Consider the following 21,299-nt stretch of genomic DNA (forward strand, 5'->3'; position numbering starts at 1 on the left):
CCTGTGGAGACTGCGACCACTGTGTCTACTGGGGACTGGAATTCTTCATCAATCGTGTATTGATGTATATGTCAATCTCCTCTCGACTGTGTGTTATATAATCATTATCTGAGGTAGCGTGCTGTAACATCGCACTATTGGTGCAGGTTAATAGAAAGGCAGCAACACGTTCCGGCTCAACACGCTGGAATATATTTTCTTTGATACCATCCTGGATAATATCTACTAATAGTGCATGGAATTGTTGATCACTATGTGTGAAATGGGATCGATATCGGTCATCATGCGCAGCTTGGGCTCGAAGCTCAACCATCGCACGGACGAAATTCTGTTGTTCTTCAGAGAGAGTGTCTGCATGCAGTCGATCGAGAATGATGTTCAGTCGTTCGTCTGCTCGCTGTTCCTTGTTGTCTGGGATTGAATGTTGGAATTCATCAAGTATGAACTGGAGGAATTCCAACAAAAGACTGTCTTTATTTTCGTAGTGGTGGTAGAGTAAAGATTTGCTTTTGTCGAAGTGCTCTCCAATACGTTGGATAGTCAGCTCTGAGTATCCATACTCACAAAGAGCACAATAGGTCGCCTTCATAATCTCTTCTTGAGTCCCACTACTCTCCCGCAAGAAGAAGGGTAAATCTGCCATTATTACATGACTATTCGCTCAAGCCTATAGTGGCTTCTGTCATCACCATCAGGTTGTCCTCATGCGTGAACTACTCCTGCCTACTCGCTACCTTCGGCGGCTCCTTGAGGCAGGGGCTTAGCGCCTGCATTCAGCTAACCATGGTACTTCGTCAACTGCCCCGCCCACGGTGGGGCGGGGAATCCGCCTCGCTACCTAGTTTGAACTCAAGATGGAGGTGAGTGATATAGAAAGTGGATTTTAGATAAGTAAAGCTTATTTGCTCATAGGAAACAGGCAAATTGTGAACCGAATAGCAATATTCTGCCTAATCATCGTCACCATCTCTGCTGTTGGACCAGTGACGGCAGCTGCTGACACTACTAATGGGACAGTATCCTGTGAATATCCATTCAGTGCATCAGATGCAACGGGTACGACAGTCACAGTAACCCAGCAACCAAGTAGAATAGTAACGTTGGGGCCAAGCGCCGCCCAGACAGTTTGGGAGATCGGTGGTAAAGATCAAGTAGTTGGTGTTACAGAATATGCATCGTATCTTGAAGGTTCAGATTCGAAGACAACTGTTGGCGCCTATAACATTAATCTAGAGGCGGTAGTTGGACTTCAACCAGATCTAGTCCTGGCACCAAATACAGTCTCCGACCAGACAGTAGGAAAGCTTCGCAATGCTGGACTCAAAGTATACAAATTCCGGAAAGCAACCTCAATTGAATTTATTGCAGAAAAAACGCTCCTAACGGGGAAGCTAATTGGTCAATGTCAGACGGCCCAGAGCCGAACAGAGACATTCCGCAATCAGGTAGAGACAATTGAAAGAGCCGTTCAAGGGGAACCGCGCCCATCTGTCGTCCATATTCTCGGAAAGAGTGGATATGCTGCTGGTCAAGATACGTTCATAAATAAGATTATTCAGAAATCAGGTGGTGATAACATTGCAGCGGATAAGTTCTCAGGCTATCAGGTCATAAGTCCAGAAACTGTCCTTGCGGAAAACCCTCAATGGATCACTCGTCCACGAACCTTTAGTCTCTCAGCATATGCAGGGACGACAGCGGTGAAGCAAGGTCAGACAATTACGCTTAATGAGAATTATATTAGTCAACCTGCTCCACGAATTGTTATCCCGATGGTGCATTTAGTTAAGCAATGGCATCCAGATGCGTACCGGCAAGCACAGCTCGGTGAGATTTCATCAGCAGTAAGTGACACACCTCTTGGCCCCACAACTTATACAAGCTCAGTTACAGAGACAGGCGTTGCTACTTTGTCAGTGGACAACTTCAGATACCGTGAACAGCAAGTAGCAAACTTCACGGTCCCGACAACCTTTGAAAACGGGTCAAACCCAAAACTCACAACTGTCAAAGTAAAGCCGACGGAGCCAAATTTTGACTTTGATATTCATGTTAAGAAGATGGATGAGAATACATCACTTCCGAACTCTTCTGAGCCACTCGCTGGTTATCAGTTTACCTCGCAGGGTATGTGGTCAGATGGACTAGCCACCCTCTCAGCGACAGTCGAACTGAATACGTCTGAGAGAGAGATCTCTTCTACGAAGCTTGTCGCATATCGAAAAGTGGATGGAAACTGGACTCAGACTGGGGTTCAAATTAATCAAACAAATTCAACACTACAAGTGCAGGCTAATCTGACCAAATACACGGCACTTTACTTTGCGACAGTTACAACGGAATCTGCTCACCAGACCGATATAGAAACCACAACCACGAGTGTAGCGACCACGACTGGAACTCAAACGACGACAAATTCAGTCACCCAGCAGAGTTCGACAACGAAGAGTACAGCTACAACGCAAACGACAATGACGGGTTCATCAGCGTCAACACCAGGATTTAGTATTACTGTATTTGCTGTCTCACTGATTATTTTTGGCCGATTGTATAGCTAACAGCTCTCACGTCTAAAGTCGTGGGATTTCTCCTTATCAGTCATTGGTCGTACAGCACATTTATTCACGATGAGAGCTGTACCTAGCCACGGAACACCTTCAGTACATGTTCCACACTGAATAAAGAAACCGTATTACACTAGTTCAAGGAGAAAGCCCACGACTTCAGTCGTGGGATGAATCCGATAGAGTCTTGGTATACTGCCGCATACCATCCGTTCTAGTTTAGTGGAGAAATACCACGCTATCTGCTGATTGGAGACCGTCGCAACTACCTGTCTGAGAAACCCGGTGGGAGTTATGCCCTACTCACCACCGGATTCGGTGATTGTTGAGCGGATTCAAAGAGCGTTTCCCTCTGACGAGTTGCGCGAGCGCGCTCGCGCAACGAGTCTCGTTGAACGTGAGCGGAAGTTCGACATCGTTGCACTGTTCTACACGCTCTCGTTCGGTTTCGCTGCTGGATCAGACCGCTCTCTCCAGGCGTTTCTCGAACGCTACGTCGAAATGGCTGACTGCGACGAACTCTCTTATGCGGCGTTCCACGACTGGTTCGAACCAGGATTTGTCGCCTTGCTTCGAGAGATTCTCGATGACGCCATCGAGAATCTCGACACCGGACGAGCCGACTTGAACGGGCGTCTCGAACGCTTTCGAGACGTCCTCATTGCCGACGCAACCATCGTTTCGCTGTACCAAGACGCCGCTGATATCTACACAGCAACCGGCGACGATCAAGCCGAGCTGAAACTCCACCTCACCGAATCTCTCTCAACTGGCCTTCCGACACGATTCCGCACAACCGACGGAACAACTCACGAACGGAGTCAGCTACCCACCGGCGAGTGGGTAGCTGACGCCCTCATCCTCCTTGATTTAGGCTTCTACGATTTCTGGTTGTTCGACCGAATCGACCAGAACGGCGGCTGGTTCGTCTCGCGTGTCAAGGACAACGCGAACTTCGAGATCGTCGAAGAACTGCGAACGTGGCGGGGCAACAGTATCCCGCTGGAAGGAGAGTCGCTGCAGGCCGTCCTTGACGACCTGCAGCGACAGGAAATCGACATCCGCATCACGCTCTCATTCGAGCGCAAACGAGGGTCGGGCGCCAGCGCGACCCGGACGTTCCGGTTGGTCGGCCTACGTAACGAGGAGAGCGAAGAGTACCATCTCTACTTGACGAATCTCGGTAAAGACGACTATAGCGCGCCCGATATCGCGCAGCTCTATCGGGCGCGCTGGGAGGTCGAACTGCTGTTCAAGGAGTTGAAGTCGCGGTTCGGCTTGGACGAAATCAACACGACCGACGCCTACATCATCGAGGCGCTGATCATCATGGCGGCGATTTCGTTGATGATGAGTCGTGTAATCGTAGATGAGTTGCGGACGCTCGAAGCAAGACAGCAAGAGGCCGAAGCCGCCGCAGACGCCGACTCGTCGGCGTCGCGGCTCCCTCGCCGTCGCTGTTCGCTAGCCGTCGAACGCCACGCTCATCTGATCCAACTGTATCTCATGATCGAGTTAGGCTACGAACTGCCGGATTTGGACGACCTGTTGCTGTGGGCGTCACAAAATCCAAATCCACACAGAGATCGGTTACGTGAACGGGTTGAACGAGGTGAGTTCGGCTTTGACCGCCACTAAACTAGAACGAATGTGCCGCATACATTCGATAGGGATCCTGTCCCAACATGGGAAGGGATACCGAGGTGGAGGGAAGCACTAGTACGCAAGGAACCGAGGCCACTCTCTCCACCGGGGGCCGGTCTGGCACGGCCCTGAACGCAGGTCTCTCCCGGACTGTGAATGGAGAGGACCTACGAACCTCCCTGGTCGTGGGCCCCGTCTGTGACGGAGGAACCCCACGACTTCAGTCGTGGGAGGATGTCAGCAACAACTGTTATGGATTATAACCCCGGTTAGTTGTTTCACCGCTCCAGCCAATTTTATTAATTTTTATATATTTCTATCCACTTCTTTCAATAATTTTTATTATTTCAGCGCAGATACATATTTCTGTATCATGTCCGATACCACCCGTAGCGTTTCGGCGTACCTGGAAGAACACCCACGGATGACTGGCGCACTGTTCATGATCCTCCTGCTGCTAACGCAGGCCGGAAATACTGCCGCAGCTATGATGGGCACAAACGCAGGACCGTAGAGAGGAACTCAGTCCGAAGTTCGGCTACAATTCGTTTGCTACGATTTCTGAACTCCACCGAAGCTCTTCATCGATCAATACCGGGACATCCTCTAATCTGAGAAAATCTATAAGATCATCCCGCGATAACGAGAACACCATCTGTTCACTCGAATTTAGGTAATACTGGTCGTTATTCCCAAGGAAGGGGACAACTTCACTTCCGATACCTTTCTGGTCTGTTGGATATGTTTTGAGTGTAACCTCAAAGCAGTCAACTTGCTCCTCAACCACACATAGAACGTTCGTACCACTCTCAGCCTGTGCAATAGAGAAGGTTCCATCACCGATAACAACGTATTGGTTACCAAGATGCGTTTCGTCTCGCGCAATCTCAAGTCCCGATCGAAGTGGAAAGCCACGATTGAGCAAGCGAGCCATCGTCCCACCTAGTCGGACCGCACTCCTGTTTGGAATCTCGTTGAACGTCACTACCCCGCCAATAGCCCCCTCATCAATGAGTGCCATACCTTGATTATACGACTGACAGGCATTCAAAAAGAAGGCATCAACACCAATTGACTCAACGGTTTGGAGATCCAGCTTTGTGTCTGTACACTGAACACCCTCCTCATCAACGTGGCCGATATAGTGCAGAAAGTCGAGATCTGCCCCCAGAAGGACAGCAAGCTGGTTCGAAGTCAGCTCCTTATGAACGGTAACATCGAACGGAAGATTCGAACGTGATCCATATACTTCATTGACGACATCGACTTCTTCAGCCATCTGCGGATCATTAATTATAACAGATATGTCAATATTGCCGTCTGTAGGTGACCGATCAAGGCGATTTCGGTAGGCTTTGATAGATGCATCACTCGCACGATCTACCATGCCTTCATTAAACTGCGCTTCTAGCTTTTCTATCTCTGGTGCCTGCAGGGATTTGTCGCCCGAGTTTGGCGATTTATCCATGCTACGGGTGAATGTTTCATCACGTAGGAAGTCATTTGCGACAGCTTGTAAGGATTCAGAGTGGGACGTCGACTGTATATCTGGAGTTCGAACTACTGCAAGATCATTTACAAGGAACGGAAGTGCCTCAATACTACTTGGAGTCGGATCAATTCGAGACTCGAGCTTCCAAGTCGGAATGTGTGGTTCAATAGCCTCAAAGGGGACCGAGAGATACGCATCAAGCTGTTCCGCCAGCGACTGTTCATAGATCGTTGCAGGGTCCCAGCCAAGGCTGTCCTCAACCGCTGCACGCTCATGAAGATCGGTTTTATATAACCCTTCAGTTCGTGTGATACAATCGAGGAAGAATACCTGTTTGAGCAGACGTTCAATCTCGTCCTCGTAGGCGCGTTCCCCAGAATCTAACGGATGAACTAATCCAGTGCCTGTAATGAGACGTGGTTCATCACTAGGAACGAGAACTGCACCGAGATAGTACGCTAATGGAGCTGCAGGATAAATATATCTGTACTCCGGTGGTAATTCAATCCGAACACCTGTTTCTGGTGTAGAGAGAGTATTCGGGATACTGAGGGAATCACCACGCTCAATTAGTGGAGGGTGTCCTCGGAGCGTCGGATACGAACGTTCCGGGTTCGTAGATTTAAGTGCTGATCCAAGCATGGAAACTGCAGACATCATATCTTCGGGGTCATCAGTCGTGGAGATGGTTCCTGCGGGGTGATCGTGCCGTGAGCGCGCTCCAAGGACGACCTGTGTTGGGGACTTAAATTTGATAGAGGTTCGTTCGAGGTCTGCACTCACCTTGACTGGACTTGTGACTCGGAGATAAATCTTAATCGGAGCGGAAATCTCAATTGAATATCGACCGTTCGGGAGGTCTACATTAGCATTATGCTCAGCCTTGGCGAGAAGTTGGTGATCAGCGTCTCGAACATAAGTCGGAACGACAGTTGGTAAGGTAAGGCTCTCGGCCGTGAATGAGACAGCTTCGTCCACCGGGAATTCCAATTCATCCGTAGACTCTGCTCTAGGGGTAGCAGCAGACTGGATCTGGAGCGTATATCGATGGCGCTCAATCGGATCAATGATTTCGATACCGGACCCGTCATCAAGTTGTTGGAACGACACACCTGTTGGTCTATCTTGGTTAACCACGTGCTGCCCTTGGGTAGTGTCGTCTCGACTCATTGTCCTTTAGACGTCTTGTCTTGGACTGAGGTGATGGGTCATAGCTCAAACCACCCTACGGAGAGATCTCGGCTCGGGAAATGCCATCGTTGCTTAGAGACGCCATTATCGACTTGTAGTTCGACAACAACATCAAACAAGGGGGTGACGATTTGTGCAATCTCACTCGTACGGTCTTTTGAAAGATGGAAGTGAGCCATCCCATCAACTTGAATGATACGTTGAATCAGGAGATGGAGAAACTGAAATGCTTTTTCAGGCCCGTAACTATCCAAAATCGGAGAGAGAGAATCGAAGCAAACACGGAGCTCAGCTGGGCTGAGATCGTTTGCAAGACGGTCAAAATCCTTGATCTCCTCAAATATCTCCATCGCGATTGTAGATAGCTGATCGGAGCTGAGTGTATTGACAAAATCCCGATTCAGTGTTTGTGTACTGGCCATCTGGCTGGCTGCTCCCCGGAAAGTATCCGAGATGGCTACCACCCGTTCAGTAGCCGTATTTGGAGTCTGAGATAGTTTGGCAATCGGGCTCCCAGAGGTCCCGCCAGCCGAGACGACTAATCGTCGACGGGTCTCATGAGACTCGTCGCCCAGCATTTTTCGGCAAACTTGGCTATGCACAGCCGGCGAGACTGACCCCGTAATGAGCAATGCACATCCCTCCGATTTGAGATCAGTGAGTGCATTCTCAAATGAGGTTAGAGTTTCTTCATCCATTGGCGTCATACTATACAGTTAGCTAAAAGATGGACCTAAGGAATAATAAATATCCGGTATACATCAGAGACGGTAGGACTGTCTAGTTCACAACGTCGGCACTGGATATCTATCCATCTGGCTCTTGATTTCGGTCAATATCAGGTGTAGTAGTAGTATCTGAAATGCTGCGACTGCTTTCACGACTTGAGTCATGGGAGGACGTCAATGAGGCACACCAGGACTGAACATCGCTGGCACCACATTGATCAGCGATGAACTGGAGCGTTTCCGGGTGGATCTCGTCATAGAGGGGGACGGTAACTTGCCGAATCGAGTATGTCTCCGGATGAATATACCGAAGTTGAAGATGGGTTTCCGTCCGGATAGTCGGCGTATAGCCTAACTGTACGAGGGCACGTACGATCTCCTCCCCCAGATAGCTGGCATTGCATGCTTCATCAGCTCATTCAGTTTCAAACCAAGGAGCAGTCGGAGCATGGGGAGTACCAGAGATTGCCTCCGGATCCAGATTTAACTCGATAAGATCCTTATCGGAAACTTCCCTCCCAGTTTCCTCTCTGTGAAGAGCGACAGCCATCGTGTTTAGTTAAGCGAGTTCCACCAGACGGCGAAGGATCGTAACCACGTTTCGGCGGTCTCTGGATCGACGTGGCTGAAGCTATTACTAAACGAGGATGTTCTTCGTTTTACTTCTCTAAATACACGTTCAACAGCATTCCGATTTCCATGCTGAACGGTCTGAAATCGTAGACCCACTCGTTGCAGAGCACTCACTAGATGCTGTGCGTGATCGACGAGAAACACGGCGTCTTCGACGTCGTGTTTCTCACGAAGCTCTCGAAGAAACTTCTGTGTGAGCGACGTCGTAGTCGTCGTAAACAACCTCAAATGCAGGAATTTGTTTGTCTTGGGATCGACAGCGGCGTACAGCCAGAACTGCTGACCGTTGATCCGGATCACGGTCTCGTCAAGCGCAACCTGATCCGGACTAGCGTCACTGGCGGGCTGTAGATCGGCCTTCTGAACCCAATCGTGAATTGCTTTCCGTGAACGCTCGACACCGAATCTCTCAAGTTTCAAGACGGTATTCGAAAGCGATAGTCCAGCAAGATGGAGTCGAATACCGAGCTTCATCAGCTCGCTCGGTGTCCGCTCTCGCTCCACAAAATCTAACTCGATCCACTCGCTACACCCACTGAGGCGGGTGATTTCTGCCATGAACCAGCTGTAAATCGCTCCGCCTCACTCTTCATCCTCATTCGTCTTTAGCTAAGACTCACACCTCGGTTGTGTAGCGGTAGCGAGCGTCTCCTGTAAGACCGGTCGTTGCTGATGGATCTTCTGTGCATCCTCGATCAGTCGCTCCAACAGCGGCGGTGGCGAGTAGCCGAGGTACTCTCCGAGTTCGTGGAGGATGAGCTGGGCGTGCGACCGGAAGGTCGCCGCCCAGCGTTCCGGCGGAAACACGATCTCCTCATCAGCCTGCTCGGTCACCAGATCCAACAGCTCACGACTCACTAGCAGTGACAGCAACGCCGCATACAGCAGAATCTTCACGATATCCGGGTCGCTTGTGTCGAACTCGTCCAACTCGTACTGCGTCTTCAGTTCACGAAACAGCGTTTCTACCTCCCACCGACACCGATACAGCGTTGCTAAATCCGCCGGGAAGAACTCATCCCGCGACAAGTTCGTGATGTACAGATGGTAGTCGTCGGCGTCCGAATCGCGGACGCCGACGACGCGGAATCGCTTCGTATCCAGTGACTGCGTTCCGTTGTACTGGCCTCGCTTGAACTCCGCTTCGACCTCGACGTCGATGTACTTCCGCGAGAGATCATCGACTACATCGTGGATTTGCTTGCCCTCCAAGGGAATGGCGCGACCGCGCCATTCCCGTAATTCCTCTGTTATCACCGGATTCGCGCTCTGCTTCAGCCGACTCACGAAGTAGCCGTCGTTCTCGTCGATTAACGCGAACCGGCGGTACTTGAAGTACGCTAGATCGAGTAGAACCAGTCGTCCTTGCAGCCACGAACCCGTCTTGAACAGCGTGCTGTCGTGCGTTTTCTCGTCCGTTACGTCGAGTCGTTCGATCGTCTCATCGGTGGCGTTGTGGAGCAGGTGGAGCTTCGCTCCAGCCTGCTCCTCGTGACGGGCTTGGAACTCATCAGAGAGGAACTCGTGCAACCGCAACACCGTTCCATCGGCGATCATCACGTCTCTGAATCGGTCAATATCAGCGTCAACAGCGTTGGGAACAGCGACCTCGTCGAGGCCGCGCTCGACGAGGTCGCGCAGATACTCCGCAAACGTCGGCGTCAACCGCTGATAGAATCCACCGGGAGAGAGCGGTTCATCGGCGGTAGCGTTGTAGCTGCGACGGAAGCCAGCGAGTGTTCGGCTCTCGCCTGCGGCGAAGCCGAACACGAACGACCACACGAGGGCGGGCATCTGTGTTTTCCTGTTGCGTTCGACCACGCCGAGTTCCTCGGCGTGCTCTTCGAGGAACTCAGAGGGAAACAGTGTAGTGAGCCGACGCATAATTCTCGATGAGGAGGCTTCTGTGTGCACAGCGGTTGCCTCCTCATTCCTCTCAAAAAGTAGCCTCGATAAGCCGCTGCCGTCACGCGGTTTCTGGCTTAGCTAAAGACGGATGCTCTTCATCCTTAACTAAACACGACCGCGACAGCTTCCTCAAGATTGTTGAGTGCAGCTGTGCGTGTCCGTCCCTGACTCGCGATGCCGGTTGTTCTATCGATCGCGACCCACCATTCAGTCTGTTCGATCAGATGGGGGTTAAGAGACGAATCCATGGTCAATAATACACGCACACAGAGGGTGTCATAGAACTCTTCTCACACCGTGATAATCGTACTTCCCGGATTGTCTCCGCGTTCGTAGTTGGTAATAGCGACGACAAGGCGAAGGCACAGGGCAAGAAACACCTGCGCTCGTGCGTGGACGCGGCCTCGGGCGTGCGTTCGCCCGAGGCCGCAGTCCTTCACTGACTCGTTGGTTCGTTCGACTCCAGTACGGCGGTTGTACGTCTCATCCAACGTGGATTGCTTCAGCTGAACGTCCTCGCTGTGTTGTTCGATACGGTCTTCGACCCTGTACTCGATGTCTTTCGGGTCGTCGGTGTTTCGCGCGTTGTACGGAGCGACTGGCACGACCCCTGCGGCCAGCAGGTGGTCGTGCCAGTCGAGCGTGTCGTAGGCGCTGTCACCGACCATCCAGATCGGTGTGGCGACGGCGAGCGCGTCACGTGTGACGCGCATCGCCGTCTCCTCTGGCGCTTGCTTACTCTCTGTGAACTCCGCCGCAATCGGGATCTTTTGCCCGGTCGAGACGATTGTACAGCCGTAGCCGTAGTAGTACTCGTCGTCGGTTGGATCGTAGCACTTCGATGCGTCTTGATCGGCGGGCATCGCCCTCACGTCAGTTGAATCGATGCAGTAGGTCAAGTCGAGCAGGCCGCGCCGGGCGGCCTGCTCGACGAGGTGGTCAAAGACCTCGTCAACGACGTGTTCGAGGTCAGTGAGAAAGCGATCGACCGCGTCTCTCGACGGCGGTCGATCGAAGCCACAGCTCAGCCAAACGACCGTGTTCCGAAGCTCTCGTTCAACAGGACGAATGCCGTAGATGTCGTGGTAGTAGCAATGGAGGAAGCCACGCATCAGTTCTGGTGGTTCGTGATCTCGTGTTCGCCCCGTCTCCGCCGGGGCGAACACGTCGAACTCTTCGAGAAACTCGAAGGAAAGGTGTTCAAACAACGCTAGCGTCTCGGTTTCCACGACATTGAAGAACGAGTCTACCGAAGGATCATCTTGCAGGGTAGCTGAACTCATCCACCTCAGCGTTCACCCTGCTCTTTGGTGTGCTAATCGTTCTATGACACCCTCGCACACACGTATAAGTATGTGACTGCTCCCCACTCAGGGCATCAACGAAGGCAATTTTCCCGCTCAAGTGGAGAGGGGTGAAGCCGAAACCCACTCGTGTCTTCAGAAGACGTCTTCAGTAGTGACGTAGCCGTCAGTGGTGGAGAGTGTACAGTAGTCGTTGTTGAATGTGATGGGTCAGCCATCGTAGACGTCCACGGAGCCACAGAACGTGGGCTTGCTAATCGCTTGGTCTTCTTCGAAATAGGTTCTTTGCAGAAATTGACAGTGTCTGCCGCGAGTGATAGTACCTAATCGACAATTTCGGTGGAGACAGAAATCCAAAAAATTGGTAGTGACTGCCCCACAATATTTGTTTGCACGGGATTGGTCGTTGTCGCATCAACAAGGACCGCCGCGATCATTTCGCACCCGTGCTTTCAATTCAGAGTCGTGCAGCATTCTTCTCCTCGTAGTGAAAGCGGGCGACAATATTCTCAGCAGTGAAGTGACACGTAGTGAGGGGAAGCCACCTCTTCAGAGGTGGGTATGAGCGCCAGCAGAGTGCGACGCTCCGCCGTCCTGCGCTCACCTGCAAGCCTCACGCTTTAGTTGTCAGCGGTGGAATAATGAGGTACGCAAGTCGGGAAACTTGGAGTTAGATGGGTGGCTCTGTCAACAAAAAGTGACCCTACCCGCACTTACCTCCGCGACAAGAGAGTGAACGGCGGTGAGACCGATAGCCCGGCCTGCGGCTCCCGAGAGAACACGACGGGAGAACCACGCGTCGTCGCTGCAGACGACACAGGTCGCCGCGAGCAGATACCCCCACAACGGCCAAGCACACCAAACTCCTGTAAGGCGGGCCGAATCTGATCCCGCAAACCCGAGTACCACGCCCCGCGTGGGAAAATTGCCTCGGGAGTATCCTGATGCCGTATCGGGATTGCCCGCCGAGGAATCCCACAGCTTCCGCCGTGGGTGGAGGTCAAAACTGCTACAGACCCATGCGAACGGTGAGACCGTGGGTCGCTCAACTCAGGATACTTTTGAAGATGCCTTGCCTTGTTTTGCCACCGATTGATGGAAGTTTCAGACGCTCTCCCCGGAAGATTCCGTCAAGCTAACCAGGAATTGGACGCCGTCTGGCGATATGGTATCGCTCAGACGGCTTGCTTGGATGTGTCGAAACCTTGCCAAACAGCACGTTGACGATCCGGACGTACCCGCCGCGCCGGACGGCGCGGGCGGGTACGCCGAGTGGGTGCAGATCGCGTTGATTCTGTACCGTGTCGAACTGGAAAAGAGCCTCCGTGAATCCGAGGACTACCTCAACGAGATGCCCGGTGTTCTTGCCGTGTTTGGACTTGACGAAGCACCACACTACAGCTCGTTCTGCCGGTGGGAAAACGAGTATCGAATGCGTGAACTCCGCCGCCTGCTCCGCCGAAGCGCGGAGCAGGCGGGCTGGAGTGGCGAAGCCGCGATTGACGCGAGCGGCTTCCAGCGCGATCAAACCAGCTACCACTACCGCGACCGCGCGAATTACTCGTTCCAGTCGATGAAGACGACGATCTTGATTGACGTGAACTCGCTAGCGATCAAGGACGTTCACTACACGACGCAGAAGGCGTGGGACGGCCACATCGGGATGCAGGTCTTCCGCCGGAACGCGGAAGACCTGCGGGTGCTGTCTGCTGACGCGAACTACTCGTGGAGCGACCTCCGTGAGGAGTGTCGCTCCGAATCAACGCGACCGTTGATCAAGCACAGGGAGCAAACACCGTTGCAGAAGGCTCACAACGCCCGGATGAACGAGGACTACAACCAACGCTGGATGAGTGAGACGGGCTTCTCGCAGTTGAAGGAAGACGACGGCGAGAAGCTGCGCTCCCGGAGCTGGCACGGCCAGTTCCGGGAGCTGACTCGGAAGTGCATCATCCATAACCTGACGCAGGCGGCGAGTTAGGCTCGCCGCCTGCTCCCCTTCTCCGGACGTATCCGGGAGAGGCATCGCCGTCGTCACTCGAACAACGGAGCAAGGTGCCATAGTTTTGACTCATCAGCAACCGCCGTGAGTGACAGCTACTGCATCTTCTGAGGTCAAGAACCCGTCTCTGACGCTGTGAAACTACGAATAGTCTTCCCTACCCCGACGCTGTCTTGTGATTCAACGAGGCATTTGAAGATGAACGGGGACCGGCCCTAGGTGGGGTGGGCCGGAATGTCGGCTTGACTCAGTGGGTGGACTTGTGAGTTTTGTCCCCGTTCCTTAGGATAAGGACAACTTATTCACATAAGTTTTTCCCAGAGGCAATGCCCAGATGTTGATGAAGGGTGAAGTAGGGCGAGATGTGATTTATATCAGAAATCGGCCGCCTCAACGGAGGAGGCATCAGGGGATGGTGTTAACAACCAGGCGTACATCAAGTAGGTCAGAATGGGACTCTTGGATACACTCCGCCGCGCTGTCGAAGGAGAGCCGTCGATCCTGTGGGAGTGCCGAAATTGTGGGAAGACTCTCTCAGCGGACGCCGAGGAGTGTTCAGGCTGCGGTTCTGAGGAAATTGCTTTCTACGACCTTTGATTGTGAGAGGGTCTGTGTCGATACGCTCGGCCAAATGCAACGACACGGATTCGTTCACCACCAGAGTGAAGGGTCCTACGAACCGTCCCGGTCGTGGGAGACGTTAGCTGGTGGTTCCCTCTTGGATTTCGATGTCAGCCTCCTCGTCAGCTGACTGTCCGAGATCTGTCTGTGCTTCGCTGCGACCTCGTCGACGGCGAAGTACCAGAGCAACGATTGTGACCAGGGCAATACCTGCGATAAGTTTTGTTCGACTCATCTCAGACGTCTGTTGGTCGATCATTCGGAAAAGTATACCGACAATGCACTGCTGGTACGGGCAGATAACGGGAGGCAGCCTCGTCGTCTCCAATCAAGCTACCTAATTGGCGTCAACAACATTGGGAAACCGATGGTCACAACGGAGATGACGAAAGAAGAGATGGAGCAATTTCTCAGAGAGGAGGGGACGGGAGTTTTGTCTCTGACTGATGGCACGGAAACCTACGCTGTCCCTATGTCATTCGGCTATGACGGCGATCATTTGTATTTCCAATTCGTCTATGGCTCAGAGAGTCAAAAGATGGCGTTTGTCGAGAGTACGGGAGTCGCGACCTTCACGGTCTCAACTGAGGAACCACCTCGAAGCGTCATCGTTCGTGGACCACTCGAGGACGTGCCTGCAGAGGAAGAGGTCGTCGCAACGAACGCTATCGCGGAGAACGCCGTCCTCCCAACGTTGAACATGATTCCGGATCGCTCCCTCAACGAACTCACACTGGAGTACTATCGGTTGCTTCCACGAGAGCAGTCTGGCCGCAAGTTTGGAACGGCGTTTCAGTCAAAATCAATATGACTGACAAAGTCGGCTTTCTCACCGGGCAGTTGTTCGTTTCCGTTGAATGGGCCAACGCCATCAGGACAGGAGGAAGCGAAGTTGGTAGCTAGGATTGTTTCCAATGATGATTCGAGCGCGTGCTCGGTGCAACCCTCGTTGTGAGAGACCTCAAAGTACTCTGAGTTGAGAAAGTACGGGGTCAGTATGCCGAAGCCCGCTATGACGCGATCTTCAATCTCCGTACACCCTATTTTTACGGACGATATCAGCATAAAACTATTTCTGCTTCTGCGTGTCCATCGCGCACTTCAGTCGCGACGGCGTCATCGCGTCACGAGTTGCGCAAGCGAACTGAACTCTTGTGAGTGCTCCCACGACTACAGTTGGGGATTTTTCCCTCGAACTAGAAGTGTACGGGGGAGCGAAACGAGTGGTGTGTTCGCTGAGAAGGTGTGGTGTCTTCTCCCCCCGTACGGTCTAGGCGAGAAGACCTAGCACGAAAAAGGGCGGCCCTGAATATCCAATGCATCCGTGCTTGGTCGGCGCAATCCCCGTGCAGCCGCTCTCACAACTCAGCTCGTGGGTTTTCCTCGAATTGCTGTATTCAGTGTGGAACAGGGGGCTGTAGGTATTCCGTGACTAGTTACATTTCTTATCGGAAATGGATATATTGTACGAACAACGACTAATAAAGGCGTTGTATGGCTCGTTACAGATCCGCAAGGAGAAAGTCCACGACTGTAGTCGTCGGAGCAGTCACGAAACCTATTGTGAATCCATAATCTGTCCTCCCAACTACGATCAGCCAACAGGAGTAGCACGGGAGTTTTGGCGAACTCGTTCGTGTGCGAGCTAGTCGTCAGGTCGTTCGATCCCGTGCTCGAGATCGTCGAGGTCGCGTTCAAGTCGGTCGATATGCGTTTCGAGATCGTCGATACTCATGAGGGCCAAGCGGAGGAACTCGTCGTCACGCTCGGGCATAAGCGGCAGCTGGCTTGCCGACGCAACCGGGTCGTCGGCTGGGTCGGTGCGTTTGCGGACGAGTTCCTCGCGTGCGGCACGCAATTCACGTCGGAGGAGTTCAGCGTCATCCATGGGTAAGGCACGTACTCGAGCGTGCAGCCCGCTACGGCTCCTGAATGGAGCATGGTCGTGCGGACCGCGGCAGTCGAGTACGTGGCTTCCCGACCAGCGGCCACGAGTGCATACTCGTTCCGTGCGGCAGATGTGTATAAGTACTTTCTGTCGCTCTCAACTGGACACTACGTCGCTGGAGACGGATTCACTCAGCAAGCGACCGACATCGGAAAACGACCCCTACCTACTCGCTCGCTCCCGCTCGCTCCTCGAGGAAGGACCAACTACTCGCCGTCGCGGTCTTCACGATGTGTCGAGTGAGTGGTTGCAGACGGGATCCATTCGTCCGGAAACGGGGATTGCTGAATCGAGACGCGTTGATGAACGGTCTCGACGGCATATATTCGTCGAATAGATCGGGCAACTGTCCGAAGAAGACGGTCCTGTCCGGCCTGTGGCAACCGCCGGATCGGGCAGCTACCCACGACTTCAGTTGTGGGTGTCAGCACCGAACAGTCTCCGAATCAACGCCTTGGAGGCCGACCCGAGCCACCGAATGTTCACAATCGGCGTCTACTCCCGCAAGAACCCTTCTGTGAAGTGTATTCGGTTCAGTGTGAGCCGGTCGAACGGGACAGGAGGTACGCCGTCGAGGAGACGGAATCAAACGAATGAGTGCGTTTTGACGCCGTTATAGGCACTTACGTGTGTAGACACTCTCCATTCGTCGGGATGGTGGTCGGCAGTCATGCTTCACTCGGAAACGTCACATCCGGTTGCAGTCATGCGGTTTTGTGGTTGGCCGCACGATTCCGTGGTACGCTTCGACGGGAGCACTCGATTCATGTATCCTTGAAACGGCTGATACCTACCCGTACAGCACGTCTCGGTGTCGAAGGGGAATTCGGCGCCGTCCGTCTCGACGCCAAGGCAGTGGTCTCACACTCAACCACAGACACCTCACACGATGGGACTTGCGGGAGTAGACGCCGATTGTGAAGAATTAGGGGGTCGAACCCATCCCCTAGGTGAACCGGAGGCGATTCGCGCAGGGGCTGGCCCGTCGTGTGTCGACACGGTTTGAGGCAGAGCGCGGGACGAGTTGCTTGATGGTGCCACGCTCGTCGTGTCGACACGGTTCGAGGCAGCGCTCTATGGGCTACCGAATCCGTGGTACTTCACAGGCGCTGACATTCGCCCACGACTGAAGTCGTGGGTAGCTGCCCGATTCTGTATAGGCGGGTACGAGAAGGCGGGCCGCGCTCCCGTCTGGAGACAGATCGTTGCGGTCGCTCACAGGCTACAGATCTACTTCGTTATCGCGAAGCCATTCGACGGGATAGATCGCCGTCAACCCCGGTGTATCGATACGGAATTGCTGGGGCGGGGTCGTTTCAGCATACGTTTTCTCGACGCGCACCGGGCCGTCGGGTGGGTCATTGAGTGCCGCGAGGACGTCGTGGCCGGCCGCACGTGACATGACGATCCAGATGGCTTCGTCGACACTGCAGTCAGCCATCTTGTCGAAGTCCTCAGGGACGGCACGCCGGACGTCATGGTTGATTCGCTCAGCTTCGACCGCAACACGAATGGCTCCCGCAGCATCGACGCCCGCGATATCGAGTCGGCGATTCCCGTCGAGGTCGTAGTAGGGGATGACCTCGACAACTGGACTCGTGGGGTCGGCGACGTACCTCTGTTCGAGATACTGTCGGCCCACCTCGACGGCGAAGACGTGTTGACTCGACTCCTCGAGATCTCCTTGGCCGTGGCCGTAGTCGACGCCTTCGCGGTAACTCTCTCCAATCACATCACGTCCGGTCGGCGTAACCGTATAGAGGCGGTGTGGGTGGTCCGTATCGTGACGGAGGTGGTCGGCGTCGAGCAGCGGTTCGAGGTCGGCACTGTCGACGCCGACGTACTCCTGCAGACGAAGCATCGAGTCCGAGAGCAGGTCGTACTCAAGCGGGTCGTAGCGGAGCTGTTGGGCGTTGTACACGGCCTGGAGAAACATGAGCTGGTGGTCCGACCATTCACGGGTCTCTCGCTCGGCGGGGGAGAGCTTCAGGTTTAACTCGCAGATGGGGATGTCGTCGGTATCGACATCGTCAAGACTCGAACAGCATTCGATAGTCCGGACCAGTCCCTCGATTGTCGGGTTATAGCGGCTATCACACCGGAGACACCGAAGCGCATGTAGTTCGGCGTCGTATTCGACTGTGGCTGGCAGTCGCTTCGTGTGCGGAAGCGCACTATCGACGCGGTCGACCTGCTCGCGAGCCATCTCCCTCTCTTCGTCCATCTCGGCAGTTGTATCGTCGCCGTGCATCGCGGCGTTCGGCGACGTAAGTGTGAGGCCCGCAGTATCGAGTGTTCGGGCGTCAGCAGCGGTGAAGGCACGCTCGAACGCACGCTGCTGGCGTGGTGTGAACGGCTGTGGGCCATCGGGGTGGCCCGGGGGAAGCGAAACTGAGCCGACGAGGAACGGGCGGGGCTCGGGTTCGTTGAAGTTCGCAGGCAGATTGACGAGCCACTGTCCACGCCGGAGTGCCCGCAGTCGATTCCCGACCGCCGTCGCATCCATATCGTCGGTTGCGAGTCGCTCGGCCAGGAGGGGGTCGACGGCGACGTTTCCGGTAACGAACGTCGAGACGTTGTTCAAGATCTCTTCGTAGACGCGCTGGTCCTGGTCTTTGAGTTGGCCGGGGAACTGCGTCGCGAGGGTGACCGAGCACCTGAAACTCCGCCCCTGACTCAAGAGGTCGGTGAGCAAATCGGAGGTGACGACGCTCGCTGCCTCGTCGATAAAGAGATTCACGAGGGGGAGGTCCATGTCCGATTTCGCTTCCATCTCACGGTACTGGCGGTGGCGACGGCGAAGCGCGGTCCAAAGGTTCGAGAAGACGACCAGCGTGAGAACGCGCTGTGCGTCGCTCCGAAGCGAGCCCATATCGAAGATGATGACGTGAGTTTCGTCGAGATAGTCCAGCAGGTCGAAGTGTGGGTCGTCGTCATCTGCGGGGACGTGATTGAAGATACGAGCGAGCCGTCGGTCGACCGGGATCTTCTCCATCCGATTGGCAACCCCCTGCATAATCTCGTCGAACGAACGTGTCTGGTTCGCGACGACGCCGCCGAGCATCCGTTCAAGGTCCGGGTCGGACACCCCAGGGGCAGACTGGCGTTCGTGCATCCGCCGAACCATGCCATGGAGATGGCGATGGGAGTACGCGTCATCGCCATGAATCGGATCGAATGCAGCCTTTGTGAGATAGCGGATGATGTCCGGTGAACGAACCGCCTGATCGAAGCGCTCGCGGCCCATGAGCTGTGTGAGAATCTCGATGTAGTGATCGACCCGGTCCTCGACGGCAGTCGTCCGCGAGATACCGGCCGCAAGTTCGTCGCGGATATCGAAGAAAGAAAACGCAGGGAGGACGCGTGCACAGTCGAAGTAGGAGACGTTGTCGAGTGTCCCGTACCGAGCATAGTGGGCCGCACAGTACTCCTCGCCGAGTCCATCACCTTTCCAGTCGACGATGATGTTCACTCCCTCCGTGGAGGCGACGGCGTCGAGAATCGCATTGATGATGGCGACCGTCTTCCCGGACCCACTTTTCCCGAACCAGGCGAGGTGCATCGGCTGGAGTGATGGCGGGAGTGCGATTGGCGTCGAGTCCGGGGTGCCGTCCTCATCGAGTGGATAGCCGAGCGTCATTCCCGCCGTCTGATACGTCTCGAGTTGCTTGGCCGGGGGCCGCGTGACCGGTGACTGTTCGCTCGGCGTCGACCCGACCGAGCGAACGCCCGCGTCGGTGAGTGCGTTGCCGTCGAGCATGGTGAAGTTCGCGATTTCGGTACAGTCAGCAACGATCGTCGATCGCGTCCGCCGTGCAATCGGCAGGCGATTGCGGAGTGTGCGCGTCGGAAACGCCCGCTTCTCGATCTGCGAGAAGACAGCCTTCGCTCGCCGACCTGTGTTCTGCCGGGGGCGAATCGTGTAGGTGGATCGACCAACCTCCACGAAGGCTGACTGGAGAGTCTCGGTCAGCTGGACTGCGCCCTCGCCGAATGCGGCGACGCGAACAGCAGTCTCGAAGGTCGTGTGTGCCTCCCGTGCCTGAATCTCCTCAATCCGAGTTTCATCCGCAGGCGGGAGTCGAACGTCGGATTCGGGTGGCCCCATGATGGCGTTAGTCACCTGGTCGATGACCGTGTCCTGATAGGCTTCGAGTGCGATGACGCGATTCCGCGCGGCCCGTGTCCAGTCGGGCTTCGCTCGAAGGAGCACTTGATAGACCGCCGGTGTCTCGCTGGTCGCGAGCGCTTCGACGACACTGGCAAGGGGAACCCGACCGTGCTCGTCGGCGACGAACGTCTCGTAGGGTGTGAGCTGCGTCTGCCAATCTTTCGGGTGATCGCCACGGCCATGGTATTCGATAGTGGCAACGCTGCCTGCTGCGTGCGCCGGTGCAGCGAGCCAACTGTCGGCACACGTCACCCGGTCGAACTCGTAGGCGTCTGGAAAGAGACTGCGGAGAACGCGCTCCAGTCCATCGTGTTTCTCCGGGTCAGTAATACCGGCGTAGTAATCGACGGTGTTCGCTTCTGACGAGACGAGAAGCAACTCGAGCGTCGGCGGCGTCGCACGCCACCCACGTGGCGGTTGGAGCAGGTGGTGAAGCCGTCGGTGCTGGGCTGTCAGCGTCGCCGCCGCGAGTGTGGCGTCTGTCGGGCGAATGCGGATGTACGTCCGCGCACTCTCGGCCGGTACTGGAAGATTATCCGGCTCGTTATCAGTGGCCATGGGGAATCTCGAGGAAGCTATAGGGAGAGTGATAGCTTAAACTCGCCGCTCAGTTGCCACCGTCTGTCGGGAGACGGCCCTCCGAGTGTTGATCGGTGGTTGTCGGCACCCACGGGTCAGATGACCCGTGGTACGCTACCTCGAAACCGTGTAGATGGGACGATTCGGTTTCACAGCGGTGCAGCGCAGAAGCCCACAGCTTTCGTCGTGGGTTTCCGCCTTGCGCTTCTCGAGCGGCCGACTCGGTGTCGTCGCTGTGACTCACCTTCTTCGTCACCAGTCAGCTCCCCACACTCGGTTGAATTCCCCGGAAGGAACCTGTGACCAGTCTGCTTCCCGTCTCTCATTCCCCCACTTCTGTCGGCCGCCCAATGCGCGCCAGGGACGGCGTCGCAACCCCTCGCTTCAGATTCCGCACGACCGATTAACGCGAAACGGCGCGCCATCAGCGGCCAGAAATCCCTCACACCCGGTCGCTGGCTAGCGGTTTTGGCCGAGTGTGAAACCCCACTCATGGAGTTTCCATCGAGCATGC

Annotated in this window: 15 protein-coding genes; 5 read left to right on the top strand and 10 right to left on the bottom strand. The window is 54.6% G+C overall.

Going from position 1 to position 21,299, the window contains the following annotated elements; translation table 11 throughout:
* Positions 1-25: 25 nt before the first annotated feature.
* On the bottom strand, positions 26-643 hold the full coding sequence (locus P0Y33_RS10995; RefSeq protein ID WP_279527454.1) for a TetR/AcrR family transcriptional regulator: 618 nt from the start codon (positions 641-643) through the stop codon (positions 26-28).
* Positions 644-926: 283 nt separating this feature from the next.
* On the opposite strand from P0Y33_RS10995, the gene P0Y33_RS11000 reads away from it, so the two are divergent.
* The 3 genes from P0Y33_RS11000 (at position 927) to P0Y33_RS19225 (ending at position 4,722) form a co-directional block, all read left to right on the top strand.
* Positions 927-2,558 carry a PGF-CTERM-anchored ABC transporter substrate-binding protein gene (locus tag P0Y33_RS11000; RefSeq protein WP_279527455.1) on the top strand — a complete coding sequence of 544 codons (1,632 nt, stop codon included), beginning with the start codon at positions 927-929 and terminating at the stop codon, positions 2,556-2,558.
* A gap of 300 nt (positions 2,559-2,858) precedes the next feature.
* Positions 2,859-4,202: an IS4 family transposase gene (locus P0Y33_RS11005; RefSeq protein ID WP_382217744.1), complete on the top strand. Its 1,344-nt coding sequence runs from the start codon at positions 2,859-2,861 to the stop codon at positions 4,200-4,202.
* Between the two features lie 379 nt (positions 4,203-4,581).
* Entirely contained in the window at positions 4,582-4,722 is a 141-nt protein-coding gene (locus tag P0Y33_RS19225) for a DUF7503 family protein (RefSeq protein ID WP_456071048.1), read from the top strand.
* Between the two features lie 24 nt (positions 4,723-4,746).
* Here the strand turns inward: P0Y33_RS19225 and P0Y33_RS11010 are convergent, their stop codons facing one another.
* The 6 genes from P0Y33_RS11010 to P0Y33_RS11040 all read right to left on the bottom strand — a co-directional run bounded on the left by P0Y33_RS11010 (position 4,747) and on the right by P0Y33_RS11040 (position 11,443).
* A complete protein-coding gene (locus P0Y33_RS11010; protein WP_279527457.1) occupies positions 4,747-6,870 on the bottom strand; it encodes a hypothetical protein in 2,124 nt (707 codons plus the stop codon).
* 38 nt (positions 6,871-6,908) lie between these two features.
* The gene (locus P0Y33_RS11015; protein ID WP_279527458.1) at positions 6,909-7,589 is read right to left on the bottom strand and encodes a DUF7504 family protein; all 681 of its coding nucleotides are present in this window, start codon (positions 7,587-7,589) and stop codon (positions 6,909-6,911) included.
* A 585-nt stretch (positions 7,590-8,174) separates the two neighbouring features.
* A complete protein-coding gene (locus tag P0Y33_RS11025; RefSeq protein WP_279527459.1) occupies positions 8,175-8,810 on the bottom strand; it encodes an IS6 family transposase in 636 nt (211 codons plus the stop codon).
* Positions 8,811-8,861: 51 nt separating this feature from the next.
* Positions 8,862-10,136, bottom strand: a complete 1,275-nt coding sequence (locus P0Y33_RS11030) for an IS4 family transposase (RefSeq protein ID WP_279527460.1) — start codon at positions 10,134-10,136, stop codon at positions 8,862-8,864.
* Positions 10,137-10,261: 125 nt separating this feature from the next.
* Positions 10,262-10,408: a type II toxin-antitoxin system HicB family antitoxin gene (locus P0Y33_RS19230; RefSeq protein ID WP_456071051.1), complete on the bottom strand. Its 147-nt coding sequence runs from the start codon at positions 10,406-10,408 to the stop codon at positions 10,262-10,264.
* Positions 10,409-10,450: 42 nt separating this feature from the next.
* Complete coding sequence (locus P0Y33_RS11040) at positions 10,451-11,443, bottom strand: transposase (protein ID WP_279527461.1); 993 nt, start codon at positions 11,441-11,443, stop codon at positions 10,451-10,453.
* A gap of 1,186 nt (positions 11,444-12,629) precedes the next feature.
* Here P0Y33_RS11040 and P0Y33_RS11045 point away from each other — a divergent pair.
* Positions 12,630-13,445, top strand: coding sequence for an IS5-like element ISH1A family transposase (locus P0Y33_RS11045; RefSeq protein ID WP_279527462.1), 816 nt, complete (start codon positions 12,630-12,632; stop codon positions 13,443-13,445).
* A 693-nt stretch (positions 13,446-14,138) separates the two neighbouring features.
* Here the strand turns inward: P0Y33_RS11045 and P0Y33_RS11050 are convergent.
* Positions 14,139-14,276, bottom strand: coding sequence for a hypothetical protein (locus P0Y33_RS11050; protein WP_279527463.1), 138 nt, complete (start codon positions 14,274-14,276; stop codon positions 14,139-14,141).
* Between the two features lie 193 nt (positions 14,277-14,469).
* Here P0Y33_RS11050 and P0Y33_RS11055 point away from each other — a divergent pair, with 193 nt between their 5' ends.
* Positions 14,470-14,898 carry a pyridoxamine 5'-phosphate oxidase family protein gene (locus tag P0Y33_RS11055; protein WP_279527464.1) on the top strand — a complete coding sequence of 143 codons (429 nt, stop codon included), beginning with the start codon at positions 14,470-14,472 and terminating at the stop codon, positions 14,896-14,898.
* Positions 14,899-15,732: 834 nt separating this feature from the next.
* Here the strand turns inward: P0Y33_RS11055 and P0Y33_RS11060 are convergent.
* Both P0Y33_RS11060 and P0Y33_RS11065 read right to left on the bottom strand, forming a co-directional pair.
* Positions 15,733-15,975: a hypothetical protein gene (locus tag P0Y33_RS11060; protein ID WP_279527465.1), complete on the bottom strand. Its 243-nt coding sequence runs from the start codon at positions 15,973-15,975 to the stop codon at positions 15,733-15,735.
* Positions 15,976-17,257: 1,282 nt separating this feature from the next.
* Positions 17,258-20,764 carry an ATP-binding protein gene (locus P0Y33_RS11065; protein WP_279527466.1) on the bottom strand — a complete coding sequence of 1,169 codons (3,507 nt, stop codon included), beginning with the start codon at positions 20,762-20,764 and terminating at the stop codon, positions 17,258-17,260.
* Positions 20,765-21,299: the final 535 nt, after the last annotated feature.

The organism is Halospeciosus flavus, assembly GCF_029814175.1.
Lineage (GTDB): Archaea > Halobacteriota > Halobacteria > Halobacteriales > Halobacteriaceae > Halospeciosus > Halospeciosus flavus.